This is a genomic window from Staphylococcus sp. acrmy (assembly GCF_022690565.1).
GTDB classification, from domain to species: domain Bacteria; phylum Bacillota; class Bacilli; order Staphylococcales; family Staphylococcaceae; genus Staphylococcus; species Staphylococcus caledonicus.
This window is the reverse complement of the sequence record NZ_JALCVE010000002.1, coordinates 95,895-108,793: the sequence shown is the minus strand read 5'-3', so window position 1 is coordinate 108,793 and position 12,899 is coordinate 95,895. Positions and strand designations below refer to the sequence as shown.

General features: G+C 33.7%; 14 protein-coding genes and 1 pseudogene. 14 read left to right on the top strand and 1 reads right to left on the bottom strand.

What is annotated here, in order from left to right:
• Nucleotides 1-7 precede the first annotated feature (7 nt).
• From rsgA to FH144_RS02275, 3 genes are read left to right on the top strand one after another with little or no spacing between them, the layout of a single operon-like run.
• Nucleotides 8-883 carry a ribosome small subunit-dependent GTPase A gene (gene rsgA, locus FH144_RS02285; RefSeq protein WP_107507864.1) on the top strand — a complete coding sequence of 292 codons (876 nt, stop codon included), beginning with the start codon at nucleotides 8-10 and terminating at the stop codon, nucleotides 881-883.
• Entirely contained in the window at nucleotides 883-1,527 is a 645-nt protein-coding gene (gene rpe, locus FH144_RS02280) for a ribulose-phosphate 3-epimerase (RefSeq protein WP_242313496.1), read from the top strand. Before rsgA ends, rpe begins: the two co-directional genes overlap by 1 nt.
• A gap of 6 nt (nucleotides 1,528-1,533) precedes the next feature.
• Nucleotides 1,534-2,172, top strand: coding sequence for a thiamine diphosphokinase (locus FH144_RS02275; RefSeq protein ID WP_242313495.1), 639 nt, complete (start codon nucleotides 1,534-1,536; stop codon nucleotides 2,170-2,172).
• Nucleotides 2,173-2,236: 64 nt separating this feature from the next.
• Here the strand turns inward: FH144_RS02275 and rpmB are convergent, their stop codons facing one another.
• The gene (rpmB, locus tag FH144_RS02270) at nucleotides 2,237-2,425 is read right to left on the bottom strand and encodes a 50S ribosomal protein L28 (protein ID WP_103167295.1); all 189 of its coding nucleotides are present in this window, start codon (nucleotides 2,423-2,425) and stop codon (nucleotides 2,237-2,239) included.
• A gap of 275 nt (nucleotides 2,426-2,700) precedes the next feature.
• Between rpmB and FH144_RS02265 the strand changes: the two genes are divergently transcribed.
• The 11 genes and pseudogenes from FH144_RS02265 to rnc all read left to right on the top strand — a co-directional run bounded on the left by FH144_RS02265 (nucleotide 2,701) and on the right by rnc (nucleotide 12,728).
• On the top strand, nucleotides 2,701-3,075 hold the full coding sequence (locus tag FH144_RS02265) for an Asp23/Gls24 family envelope stress response protein (protein ID WP_107507643.1): 375 nt from the start codon (nucleotides 2,701-2,703) through the stop codon (nucleotides 3,073-3,075).
• A 14-nt stretch (nucleotides 3,076-3,089) separates the two neighbouring features.
• Complete coding sequence (gene fakA, locus FH144_RS02260; protein WP_242313494.1) at nucleotides 3,090-4,748, top strand: fatty acid kinase catalytic subunit FakA; 1,659 nt, start codon at nucleotides 3,090-3,092, stop codon at nucleotides 4,746-4,748.
• A gap of 436 nt (nucleotides 4,749-5,184) precedes the next feature.
• Nucleotides 5,185-5,613, top strand: a pseudogene (locus tag FH144_RS02255) (thermonuclease family protein); the annotation flags it as partial.
• Nucleotides 5,590-5,847, top strand: a complete 258-nt coding sequence (locus tag FH144_RS12075) for an excalibur calcium-binding domain-containing protein (protein WP_423584757.1) — start codon at nucleotides 5,590-5,592, stop codon at nucleotides 5,845-5,847. The pseudogene FH144_RS02255 and the gene FH144_RS12075, both read left to right, overlap by 24 nt.
• 231 nt (nucleotides 5,848-6,078) lie before the next feature.
• Nucleotides 6,079-8,130: an ATP-dependent DNA helicase RecG gene (recG, locus tag FH144_RS02245; protein WP_242313493.1), complete on the top strand. Its 2,052-nt coding sequence runs from the start codon at nucleotides 6,079-6,081 to the stop codon at nucleotides 8,128-8,130.
• Nucleotides 8,131-8,273: 143 nt separating this feature from the next.
• A complete protein-coding gene (fapR, locus tag FH144_RS02240) occupies nucleotides 8,274-8,843 on the top strand; it encodes a transcription factor FapR (protein WP_242313679.1) in 570 nt (189 codons plus the stop codon).
• Complete coding sequence (plsX, locus tag FH144_RS02235; RefSeq protein WP_242313492.1) at nucleotides 8,836-9,822, top strand: phosphate acyltransferase PlsX; 987 nt, start codon at nucleotides 8,836-8,838, stop codon at nucleotides 9,820-9,822. The genes fapR and plsX overlap by 8 nt, the downstream gene beginning before the upstream one ends.
• Nucleotides 9,815-10,741: an ACP S-malonyltransferase gene (gene fabD / locus FH144_RS02230; RefSeq protein WP_242313677.1), complete on the top strand. Its 927-nt coding sequence runs from the start codon at nucleotides 9,815-9,817 to the stop codon at nucleotides 10,739-10,741. Before plsX ends, fabD begins: the two co-directional genes overlap by 8 nt.
• Nucleotides 10,728-11,471: a 3-oxoacyl-[acyl-carrier-protein] reductase gene (fabG, locus tag FH144_RS02225; protein WP_242313491.1), complete on the top strand. Its 744-nt coding sequence runs from the start codon at nucleotides 10,728-10,730 to the stop codon at nucleotides 11,469-11,471. The genes fabD and fabG overlap by 14 nt, the downstream gene beginning before the upstream one ends.
• Before the next feature lie 197 nt (nucleotides 11,472-11,668).
• Nucleotides 11,669-11,902 carry an acyl carrier protein gene (locus tag FH144_RS02220; RefSeq protein WP_001830184.1) on the top strand — a complete coding sequence of 78 codons (234 nt, stop codon included), beginning with the start codon at nucleotides 11,669-11,671 and terminating at the stop codon, nucleotides 11,900-11,902.
• A gap of 85 nt (nucleotides 11,903-11,987) precedes the next feature.
• Nucleotides 11,988-12,728 (top strand): ribonuclease III, encoded by a 741-nt coding sequence (gene rnc, locus FH144_RS02215; RefSeq protein ID WP_242313490.1) that lies wholly within the window; start codon nucleotides 11,988-11,990, stop codon nucleotides 12,726-12,728.
• Nucleotides 12,729-12,899 lie beyond the last annotated feature (171 nt).

The following is a 12,899-nucleotide window of genomic DNA, read 5'->3' as shown; positions in this document are numbered from 1 at the left end:
TGTCGCTTTGGAAACTGGACGTATCATCAAATTAATTAGTGGGGTTTATCAAGTCGACGTTGATGGAACATTATATAATACTAAACCTCGTGGACTTTTCCGTAAAAAGAAATTTTCACCGATCGTCGGAGATATCGTTGATTTTGAAATTCAAAATATAAACGAAGGCTATATCCATCATGTTCATGAACGTCGCAACGCGTTAAAACGTCCGCCTGTAAGTAATATTGACGGTTTAGTTATCGTAATGAGCGCAGTAGAGCCAGACTTTTCTACTCAACTATTAGATCGATTTTTAGTGATTGCACATTCTTATAAGTTAGCTCCAAGTATCTTAGTTACAAAAAAAGATTTGGCATCTGAATCAGAAATTCAACATATTAACGAGTTATTAAAGATATATGAAAAAATTGGTTATACCACACACTTCATTCATAAAGATACGGACAAACAAACTATTATTAATTCCTTGCCTAAAGGTTTAGTAGTGTTGAGTGGACAATCAGGAGTAGGTAAATCGACATTTATCAATGCTTTAAAACCTGAATTGAATCTTGAAACAAATGATATTTCAAAATCACTTAATCGTGGTAAACATACAACACGTCATGTAGAGTTGTTCGAAAGAGAAGATGGTTTTATCGCCGATACACCCGGTTTTAGTGCATTAGATTTTGAACATATTGAAAAAGATGAAATAAAGCACTATTTCATTGATATTGATTCATTCGGCGAAGAATGTAAATTTAGAAATTGCAATCATATCAAAGAACCTAAATGCAATGTAAAACAACAACTAGAAGAAGGACATCTAGCTCAATTTCGCTATGATCACTACCTTCAATTATATAATGAAATTTCAAATAGAAAGGTAAGATATTAATGAAGAAAATTTATCCTTCACTGCTATCAGCTGATTTTTTAAATTTAAAAGAAGAAATTGTCGCATTAGAAAACGCAGGAGTAGATGGAGTGCATTTTGACGTTATGGATGGTCAATATGTACCAAATATTTCAATTGGCTTGCCTATACTCGATGCTGTACGTTCAGCTACCAAGTTACCGATTGATGTACATCTAATGATTGACAATCCTGAGAGCTATATTGAAACTTTTGCTGAGCATGGAGCAGATATGATTTCCGTACATGTTGAAGCCACACCTCATATTCATAGCGCACTTCAAATGATTAAAAATGCTAATAAAAAAGCTGGCGTAGTAATTAACCCAGGTACGCCAGTCGAAGCAATTATGCCAGTGTTAGAAATCGTGGATTATGTTCTAGTTATGACAGTTAACCCTGGCTTTAGTGGTCAAACATTTATCGAAGCTTGTGCCTCAAAGGTTAAAGTATTGCGTGATTTGAAGCAGTCATTAAACCTCCAATTTGATATTGAAGTTGATGGTGGCATTAATGATAAAACTATTGATTTATGTGCGGAAAATGGAGCGACTATGTTTGTAACAGGCTCTTATTTCTTTAATCACGAAGACTATAAAAAGGTTACACAACATTTAAAGGGCTGATGAGCTATGAAGATTAATTTATTGTGTAGTGAACGTAATTTGCCTCCCCATATTTTTGAAAAAGAAAAGCACGCCCATTGGGGAGGGATTGATAGAGGAACGCTTATCCTGACTCATCACGATATTATCCCCGTTTATGCGGTAGGAGATTTTGATTCAGTAACGGATGAAGAGCGTGAACATTTAAAGCAAGCTTTAAATATTCATCCTGTTAAAGCTGAAAAGGACGACACAGATTTAGCTTTAGGTGTGGAAGAAGCTGTAAATAAAGGCTATACAGAAATAAATATTTACGGTGCAACAGGTGGAAGACTGGATCATTTCATGGGGATGTTACAAATACTCCAAAAGCCACTATATTTTGATAAAAAAGTGAATATCATAGTGATAGATAGACAAAATGAAATTCAATTATTAAATACAGGGCAGTATCAGATTTCTAAATCATCTTTTTATAACTATGTATCATTTATTCCAGTCAATGGAGAGGCTACTATATCTTTATCTGGCTTTAAATATAATCTTAACCATCAACATTTAGAAATTGGTTCGACACTTACAATTTCTAATGAAATTGAAGAAGAAATAGCAACGGTTAATCTTGAAGAGGGCCAGGTGCTACAAATGAAAAGTAAAGATCTTTAAGAAATTTAGACATAAAAAAATGCCTTCACCACATATGAAGGCATTTTTTAGTGCATTATATTTATTAAACTCTAGTAACTTTACCAGATTTTAAAGCACGAGCAGAAACCCAAACTTTTTTAGGTTTTCCGTCAACTAAAATTCTAACTTTTTGAAGGTTAGCATTAAATCTGCGTTTGTTCGCATTTAAAGCGTGTGAACGATTATTACCAGTCGAAGCTTTACGACCTGTTACGAAACATTCTTTACCCATCAAAGTACCTCCTTTAATAAATATAAATACACTTGGCTACTTATATACTTTAATAAGATACCATATCTAAATTTTTAAATCAATGAAATAAAATGTAAACTATTTTAAAATGTTTCGAAAATCATAATATATGGTATAATTGTAAGCTGAGGAGTTTTGTAATATATTTAATAATATTATTATGAAATATTTATGGGAGATTTGGTTATCTTCAAGAAAACAATTAATTTCTTTCTCGTTTCGTCATTAAAACATCATTCAGGAGGAATATGAAAATGACAATAGAAATCTCAAATGACTATGGCAAAATTGATATTTCAAATGAAGTCATTGCGTCAGTAGTAGGCAGTAAAGCTGTTGAAAGTTACGGCATAGTAGGCATGGCATCCAGACAACAAGTAAGAGATGGAATAGCCGAAATATTGGGACATGAAAATTATGCTAAAGGTATAGTAGTAAATGAAAATGATGGTGTTATTGATATAGATATGTATATTATTGTAAGCTATGGTGTGAAAATATCAGAAGTAGCTAACAATGTACAATCATCAGTTAAATATACATTAGAAACTTCACTTAATTTAAAAGTTAATTCGATTAATATTTTTGTACAAGGTGTAAGACTTAATAATAAGGGCAAGAAGGCATAGGAGGACGTAGCACGATGATTAGCAAAATTAATGGTAAATTATTTGCCGATATGATTATACAAGGGGCACAAAATTTATCAAATAATGCAGATTTAGTTGATTCACTCAATGTATATCCAGTGCCAGACGGTGACACTGGGACAAATATGAATTTAACAATCACTTCTGGACGTGAAGAAGTTGAAAATAACCTATCTCAAAGTATAGGTGAGTTAGGTAAAACCTTCTCTAAAGGTCTATTAATGGGTGCACGTGGAAATTCAGGTGTAATCTTATCTCAATTATTTAGAGGGTTCTGTAAAAATATTGAAGACCAAGATGAAATTAATGCACAACAATTAGCTAGTAGTTTCCAAGCTGGTGTAGATACTGCATACAAAGCTGTAATGAAACCAGTTGAAGGTACTATTTTAACTGTTGCTAAAGATGCTGCAAATGCGGCAATGACAAAAGCAGAAGAAACAGATGACTGTGTTGCAATTATGGAACATACAATTGCTGAAGCTGAGAAATCATTAGAGAATACACCTAACTTATTAGCAGTGCTAAAAGAAGTTGGTGTTGTTGACAGTGGTGGTAAAGGGTTGTTATGTGTATATGAAGGTTTCTTAAAAGGTCTAAATGGAGAAACTGTTGAAGCAACAAAAGAGAAACTTGATACTGAAGAATTAGTACATGAATCACATGATTTTCATGGTGTGATTAACACTGAAGATATTAAATTTGGTTATTGTACTGAAATGATGGTCCGTTTTGGTAAAGATAAAAAAGAATTTTCCGAGCAAGAATTTAGAAACGATATGAGTCAATTCGGTGATTCATTATTAGTTATTAATGATGATGAAATCGTAAAAGTTCACGTGCATACTGAAACACCTGGAGAAGTATTTAATTATGGCCAACAATATGGCGAATTAATTAAAGTAAAAGCTGAAAATATGCGTGAGCAACACCGTGAAGTTATTCGTAAAGAACAACAAAATCAACATAAAGAAGATGACAATCAATCTAAAACGGTAGAAACTGCGATTATTGCTATTTCAATGGGAGAAGGCATTTCTGAATTGTTCACTTCTATGGGAGCAACTCATATTATTAGCGGTGGACAAACAATGAATCCTTCAACTGAAGATATTGTTAAAGTCATTGAACAGTCACAATGTCAACGTGCAATCATCTTGCCTAATAATAAAAATATAAGAATGTCTAGTGACCAAGCAGCTGATTTAGTTGAGGCAGAGACAGAAGTGATACCAACGACGTCAATCCCTCAAGGTGTTGCTGCATTATTTCAATATGATCCATCTTCATCACTTGCGGAGAATAAATCTCATATGACGACTGCTTTAGATTCTGTAAAATCAGGTTCTGTTACTTTTGCAGTTAGAGATACTAAAATTGATGGTGTAGAAATTAAAAAAGGTCAATTCATGGGCTTAGCAGAAAGTAAAATCGTCACAAGTAATAATGATGAATTTTCAACTATCACAGGCTTATTAAAAGAGTTATTATCCGAAGATAGTGAAATATTAACAATTTTTGCGGGTGAAGATGCTAATCCAGATGTTTCAGACAAACTAATTGAGTGGATAGAATCAGAATATCCTGAGTTAGAGGTTGAAGAACACAATGGTGGTCAACCGATTTACCAATATCTATTTGCTGTAGAATAAAAAAGAATAAGATAATAATATTTTGGTTTTGAGAAATCGGTAAACACTTCGATTTCAATCGCAATACCCTTAAATGGTTTTATTATAATCGTTTAAGGGTTTTTATTATGTTTGTAGAGCATGATAATATAATTTTAAAATTACGCGTACTGAAATATTTTGAAAATACGAATTGAATTAATAATATTAATTACTAAAAAACAAATATTTACAAAAAATTATAGTAATATTCATTGAAATTAGTATAAAATAAAAGTATTAAAGCTAAAGGAGAAACTAAATGGAAAATGTATTATTAGTAATTGGTATTATATCGTTAATTAGTGTTTTATTAGTAATATTAAAAAACAAAAAAGTTATGATTGCATTAAGCAGTGTGATACTACTTGGGCTCGGGATCAATTTAATCTACGGTAATGATATAGTAGAAGCAAAAACAGGCACTTTGAAAAAAGAACCAGCAAAATTTATTAGAGGCGTGGATGGTGATACTGTTCAGTTATTATATAAAGGTAAAAAATCGACTTTTAGATTATTACTTATCGATACACCGGAAACAAAAGATCCACGTAAACCAGTTCAAAAATATGGCCCTGAAGCAAGTCGATTCACTACATCTATGATGGCTAATGCGCGTACAGTACAAGTTCAATTCGACCGTGGACAACGAACAGATAAATATGGTCGTTTTTTAGCATATGTTTATGCTGATGGAAGAATGGTCAACGAAGCAGTTGTAAGACAAGGATTAGCTAAAGTAGCATATGTTTACCCACCTAATAATACATATCAACAAATGTTATTAGCTAGCCAATCTAAAGCACAAGCTCAAAAAATAAATATTTGGAGTACTCAAAAAGCTAATAAAACTGCCAAAGCTACAACTAGTGCAAAAGCTTCATCAACTAAAGTTTCTAAAACAAAACCAAAAGTAACAAAACCTAAAACTAATACTGCTAAACCTGCCAAAAAAGAATACTTTAAAAATTGTGATTTAATGAGAAAGAAATATCCTAATGGTGTTTCTAAAAATCATCCAGCTTACCGCGCCACTCAAGATCGTGATAAAGATGGATGGGCATGTGAGTTGAGTAGATAAAATTAAATATTGTACTTTATGATAAACAAACCTGACTTTATTAAAGTTCGGGTTTGTTTTTATATATAATGTATCCTTTAAAAGAAGTTCAAATTAGAATAAAAATTATACGAATAACGAATTAAATATAGTTACTTCAATTAATTATTGTTAAAAAGCTTTACTAATCAATTAATTGAGCTATACATGATAAAATAGATACTAAGATTATAAATATTAGGTGAGGAAACTATGTCTAAGGTCAATTTAGTTGAAAGTCCATATCCGCTTCAAAACATTAAAGGACTCGGACCAAAAAGAATTGCGTTATTACAAGAATTAAATATACATACCGTTGAAGATTTAGTATTATACTTGCCAACGCGATATGAAGATAATACAGTTGTTGATTTAAATATTGCTGAAGACCAATCTGTGGTCACAGTAAGAGGTCAAGTATATGCAATGCCTACTGTTGCCTTTTTTGGAAGAAATAAATCTAAATTAACAGTGCATCTCATGGTAGATAATATTGCAGTAAAATGTACATTCTTTAACCAACCATACTTAAAAAAGAAAATAGAACTTCACGAAATGGTGACAGTAAAAGGTAAATGGAATCGTGCTAAACAGGAAATTAATGGAAATCGCATGTTTTTTAATGACCAAACTCAAGACACTGATGAAGTTAAGTTAGAACCTGTGTATCGTATTAAAGAAGGTATTAAACAAAAGCAAATGCGAGATATGATTCATCAAACCCTCAATGATGTAACTATTCACGAGTGGTTGACTGATGATTTAAGAGAAAAGTATAAACTTGAATCATTAGATTCGACAATTAAAACGCTACATCAACCAAAGGATAAACAAGACTTAATGCGTGCACGTCGTACATATGCGTTCACAGAATTATTTATGTTTGAACTTCGCATGCAATGGCTTAACCGATTAGAGAAGACTTCCGATGAAGCTATCGAAATTAATTATGATATTCAAAAAGTGAAAGCTTTTATTGATACATTACCTTTTGAATTAACTGATGCCCAAAAGACTAGCGTTAATGAAATTTTTAGAGATTTGAAAGCACCGGTTAGAATGCATCGTTTATTACAAGGGGATGTAGGTTCTGGTAAAACAGTTGTCGCAGCAATTTGTATGTATGCACTGAAAACAGCAGGATATCAATCGGCCTTAATGGTGCCAACTGAAATTTTAGCTGAACAACATGCCAATAGTTTGACTGATTTGTTTGGAGATTATATGAATGTTGCTTTGTTAACTGGTTCGGTAAAAGGTAAAAAGCGAGGCGTTTTACTCGAACAATTAGAAAATGGCACTATCGATTGTTTAATAGGAACTCACGCATTAATTCAAGATGATGTTACTTTTCAAAATGTAGGGTTAGTGATTACCGATGAACAACATCGTTTTGGGGTAAACCAACGTCAATTGCTTAGAGAAAAAGGCGCAATGACTAATGTTTTATTTATGACGGCAACGCCTATACCTAGAACGTTGGCGATTTCAGTGTTTGGAGAAATGGATGTTTCTTCAATTAAACAATTACCTAAAGGACGAAAACCTATTATTACGAACTGGGCTAAGCATGAACAATATGAACAAGTGTTAACGCAAATGACTTCTGAGTTAAAGAAAGGCAGACAAGCCTATGTAATCTGTCCGCTAATTGAAAGCTCGGAACATTTAGAAGATGTTCAAAATGTTGTAGCATTATATGAATCGTTACAACAGTATTATGGTAACGAACGCGTGGGACTATTACACGGTAAAATGCAAGCTAGTGATAAAGATGATGTTATGAACCGATTTAGTCAACACGATATCGATATTTTAGTATCTACTACTGTAGTAGAGGTGGGTGTAAATGTACCTAATGCGACATTTATGATGATTTATGATGCTGATCGTTTCGGTTTGTCTACGTTACATCAATTACGAGGTCGTGTTGGGCGAAGTGAGCATCAAAGTTATTGTGTGTTAATTGCTTCTCCTAAAACGGAAACTGGGATTGAACGTATGACAATTATGACTCAAACAACAGATGGATTCGAACTTAGTGAACGTGATTTAGAGATGCGTGGTCCTGGTGATTTCTTTGGCGTAAAACAAAGTGGTCTTCCTGATTTTATGGTGGCAAATATCGTTGAAGATTATCGAATGTTAGAAGTAGCACGTGACGAAGCAGCGGAATTAATACAATCGGGTATTTTCTTTACAGATGATTATGCACACTTGCGTACTTTTATAGAAGAGAATTTATTACATGTAAGCTTTGATTAAGTCGCATATTTCTTTTTTGAAAAATTAAACTTTCTTATAACGCATATATAATATTTGTTGAGCTTTATAAATAGAAAGTGTTATGATATGTGAGGAATGATTAAGACTTGGTACTAAATTCACTTGTAAAGGGGGCGCTAAACATTAAATTAAAGAAGACTGAACGTCGTCAAGCTATTCAAAAAGCAATCGACTCAAACCCCTTTATTACAGATAGTGAATTATGTGAGAAGTTTGAAGTTAGTATTCAAACGATTAGATTAGATCGTACAAATCTTAATATCCCAGAATTGCGAAAGCGTATTAAATTAGTAGCTGAACAAAATTATGAGCAGGTACGTGCACTTGAAGCTAGTGAAGTGATTGGAGATTTGATTCAAGTCGAACCAAACAAATCGGCTCAATCTATCATCGATATCACTGAAAATTCAGTCTTTATGAAGACACAAATTGCACGTGGTCATGTGTTATTTGCTCAAGCGAATTCATTATGCGTAGCGCTAATACATAATTCAACTGTGTTAACTCAAGAAAGTAATATTGAATTTATTGAAAAAGTGAAGTTACATGATACTGTAAGGGCAGAAGCAACCGTCTTAGATAAGACCAAACAACATTATGTTATTGAAGTAAATTCATTTGTAAAAGATACATTAGTTTTCAAAGGAACTTTTAAAATGTTTTATATAAGCGAGGATCGAATAAATGGTTAAAATTGCTATAGATATGATGGGTGGCGATGACGCCCCAGGTATTGTTTTAGATGCTGTCGAGAAAGCTGTTAACGATTTTAAAGATTTAGAAATTATTCTTTTCGGAGATGAAAAGCAATATACTTTAAATCACGAACGTATTACATTTAGACATTGTTCTGAAAAAATCGAAATGGAAGATGAACCGGTTAGAGCAATTAAACGTAAGAAAGATAGCTCAATGGTACGTATGGCTGAAGCGGTTAAGAATGGTGAAGCAGATGGTTGTGTTTCAGCAGGGAATACGGGTGCTTTAATGTCGGCAGGCCTATTTATCGTCGGCCGAATTAAAGGCGTGGCACGTCCGGCGCTTGTAGTAACGCTCCCTACCATTAATGGTAAAGGCTTTGTCTTTTTAGATGTAGGCGCTAATGCAGATGCAAAACCAGAACACTTGTTACAATATGCCCAATTGGGTAATATTTATGCGCAAAAAATTCGTGGTATTGCACAACCAAAAGTGTCATTACTCAATATTGGTACAGAAGCTGCCAAAGGTAATACATTAACTAAAAAGGCCTATACACTATTAAGCGAAGATAATAGTTTTAATTTTGAAGGTAATATAGAAGCTAAAACACTAATGGAAGGCCAAACTGATGTGGTCGTAACAGATGGTTACACTGGTAACATGATATTAAAAAATATCGAAGGTACAGCGAAATCAATTGGTAAAATGCTAAAAGAAACATTATTAAGTAGTTTTAGAAATAAATTAGCTGCTTTAGCGTTGAAGAAAGATTTAAATACATTCTCTAAAAAAATGGACTATGCCGAATACGGTGGCTCAGTATTATTAGGGTTAAACGGTACGGTCGTTAAAGCTCACGGTAGTTCGAACGCACGTGCATTCTATTCTGCAATACGTCAAGCTAAGGTTGCAGGAGAAGAAAAAATAGTCGACATTATGAAAGAAACGGTTGGTGATGAAAATGGGTAAAACTGCAATTGTTTTTCCAGGACAAGGTGCTCAAAAAGTAAGCATGGCGAATGATTTATATAATGAAGAAACAGCAGCCACTGCAATACTAAATTCTGCACAAGAAGTTGTCGATTTTGATTTATTAGAAACAATGTTTACTGATAGTGAAGGCAAATTAGGAGAAACAGAGAACACACAACCTGCATTGCTTACACATAGTGTGGCATTGTTAAATGCGCTTAAAGATATAGACGCCGATTACACTATGGGACACAGTCTAGGTGAATATTCTAGTTTAGTAGCTGCAGGCGTGCTTAAGTTTGAAGATGCAGTGAAAATTGTCCGTAAACGTGGACAATTAATGGCCCAAGCATTTCCAAATGGTGTAGGAAGTATGGCAGCGGTTTTAGGGTTAAGTTATGAAGAAGTAGATAAAATTTGTAAAGATTTATCTACTGATGATGAATTAATTGAGCCTGCAAATATTAACTGTCCAGGACAAATTGTAGTTTCTGGCCATAAAACGTTAATTGATAAGTTAGCTGAAGAAGGTAAAGCATTAGGCGCTAAACGTGTTTTACCATTGGCTGTGTCTGGACCTTTCCACTCATCAATGATGCAAGTGATTGAAAAAGACTTTGAAGCGTATATTGATCAATTTGAATGGCATGACGCACAATTTCCAATTATCCAAAACGTGAATGCGCAAGGAGAAACGGATGCCACAACGATCAAACAAAATATGGTTAAACAACTTTATTCACCAGTTCAATTTATCAAATCTACAGAATGGTTAATTGATCAAGGCGTAGATCACTTTATAGAAATTGGTCCTGGCAAAGTGTTATCCGGTTTAATCAAAAAAATCAACCGCGATGTCAAATTAACATCAATTCAAACTCTAGACGATGTGAAAGGATGGAATGAGAATGACTAATAAAAATGCTCTAGTAACAGGCGCTTCACGAGGAATCGGCCGTAGTATCGCTTTACAATTAGCAGAAGATGGCTTTAATGTAGCAGTAAATTATGCAGGAAACAAAGAGAAAGCTGAAGCGGTAGTTGCAGAAATTAAAGATAAAGGTGTAGAAAGCTTCGCAATTCAAGCTAACGTTGCCGATGGTGATGAAGTTAAAGCTATGATTAAAGAAGTAGTTAGTCAATTTGGCTCTTTAGATGTACTTGTTAATAACGCGGGTATTACGCGCGATAATTTATTAATGCGTATGAAAGAACAAGAATGGGACGATGTTATCAATACTAACTTAAAAGGTACATTTAACTGTATTCAAAAAGCGACACCACAAATGTTACGTCAACGTGGAGGTTCAATCATCAACTTATCTAGTATTGTAGGTGCAATGGGCAACCCTGGCCAAGCTAACTATGTTGCTACTAAAGCGGGTATTGAAGGATTAACAAAATCTAGTGCACGTGAATTAGCTTCTCGTGGCATTACTGTTAACGCAGTAGCGCCTGGTTTTATCGTTTCTGATATGACTGACGCATTAAATGACGATTTAAAATCACAAATGTTAGAACAAATTCCTTTATCACGTTTTGGCGAAGATAAAGATATTGCTAACACAGTTGCCTTTTTAGCTTCAGAACGTGCTAAATACATTACTGGCCAAACAATTCACGTTAATGGTGGTATGTATATGTAAGTATTTGAATAATCAATGAGTAGTAGGTTGAATTGATTTTAATTTTCACACTTTCAACTTATTGTTTATGCTAGATTATTCAAAATAAATAAACACGTTTATCTATAAGACTATTTAATAAACACTTGTGTTTTACCCATTAAAATGGGAAAATATAATAGTCTATGGATAGACACTTTTAAAGGAGGTGAATCGACGTGGAAAACTTCGATAAAGTAAAAGATATCATCGTTGATCGTTTAGGTGTAGACGCTGATAAAGTAACAGAAGACGCATCATTCAAAGATGATTTAGGCGCTGACTCACTTGATATCGCTGAATTAGTAATGGAATTAGAAGATGAATTTGGTACTGAAATTCCTGATGAAGAAGCTGAAAAAATCAACACTGTTGGTGATGCTGTTAAGTATATCAATAGTCTTGAAAAATAAAAAACTTACATCTGAGTCGTCTACAAGATGGCTCAGATTTTTTTCATAGGGGTTTAACACAGAATAAGTTATTGGAGGTTGTAGCATGACAAATCCCAAAAAAACAGAAATGGTAAATGACTTTCAACAGCAATTTTCAAAGAAAATGACAGAACTTGGATTTAAATATTCCAATATTGATTTATATCAACAAGCTTTTTCACATTCTAGTTTTATCAATGACTTCAATATGGATCGCTTAGCTCATAATGAACGTCTTGAATTTTTAGGCGATGCGGTATTAGAATTGACGGTTTCACGCTACCTTTTTGATAAACATCCTAATTTACCAGAAGGTCATTTAACTAAAATGCGAGCAACAATCGTATGTGAGCCCTCACTTGTAATATTTGCGAATAAAATTAACCTAAACCGTTTAATCTTATTAGGTAAAGGCGAAGAGAAGACAGGTGGTAGAACACGTCCTTCTCTTGTTTCTGACGCGTTTGAAGCGTTTGTTGGTGCATTGTATCTTGATCAAGGCTTAGATACAGTTTGGAAATTTGCAGAGAAAGTCATCTTTCCATATGTGGAAGATAATGAATTAGTTGGCGTTGTTGATTATAAAACACAATTTCAAGAGTATGTACATAGTCAGAATAAAGGCGACGTGAAGTATCGTTTAATTAAAGAAGAAGGTCCCGCACATCATCGTTTATTTACTTCTGAAGTTATTTTGGAAAATAAAGCAGTCGCAGAGGGCCAAGGAAAAACTAAAAAAGAATCCGAACAAAAAGCGGCCGAAAGCGCATATAATAAATTGAAAAAATCAATTCCCAAAAAGTAAAGTATATAGAGAGTAGGAGAGAAATCTAAACTATCAATTTCGTATTCTTTCCATGGTATGGTGAAGGAGATTGGAACAATATATATCGGTCTTCTATAGTGAAATTATTAATGTCTCAGTCTCTTCCAACCCCATTGAATATTGTCCTCTTCTCAACAAGAATGAGTATGA

Bases quoted from the DNA above. Each gene is read 5' to 3' on its own strand.
- rpmB (WP_103167295.1), bottom strand. From the start codon at position 2,425: ATGGGTAAAGAATGTTTCGTAACAGGTCGTAAAGCTTCGACTGGTAAT.
- rpe (WP_242313496.1), top strand. From the start codon at position 883: ATGAAGAAAATTTATCCTTCACTGCTATCAGCTGATTTTTTAAATTTA.
- fakA (WP_242313494.1), top strand. From the start codon at position 3,090: ATGATTAGCAAAATTAATGGTAAATTATTTGCCGATATGATTATACAA.
- rnc (WP_242313490.1), top strand. From the start codon at position 11,988: ATGACAAATCCCAAAAAAACAGAAATGGTAAATGACTTTCAACAGCAA.
- fabG (WP_242313491.1), top strand. From the start codon at position 10,728: ATGAGAATGACTAATAAAAATGCTCTAGTAACAGGCGCTTCACGAGGA.
- FH144_RS02265 (WP_107507643.1), top strand. From the start codon at position 2,701: ATGACAATAGAAATCTCAAATGACTATGGCAAAATTGATATTTCAAAT.
- FH144_RS02275 (WP_242313495.1), top strand. From the start codon at position 1,534: ATGAAGATTAATTTATTGTGTAGTGAACGTAATTTGCCTCCCCATATT.
- recG (WP_242313493.1), top strand. From the start codon at position 6,079: ATGTCTAAGGTCAATTTAGTTGAAAGTCCATATCCGCTTCAAAACATT.
- fabD (WP_242313677.1), top strand. From the start codon at position 9,815: ATGGGTAAAACTGCAATTGTTTTTCCAGGACAAGGTGCTCAAAAAGTA.
- plsX (WP_242313492.1), top strand. From the start codon at position 8,836: ATGGTTAAAATTGCTATAGATATGATGGGTGGCGATGACGCCCCAGGT.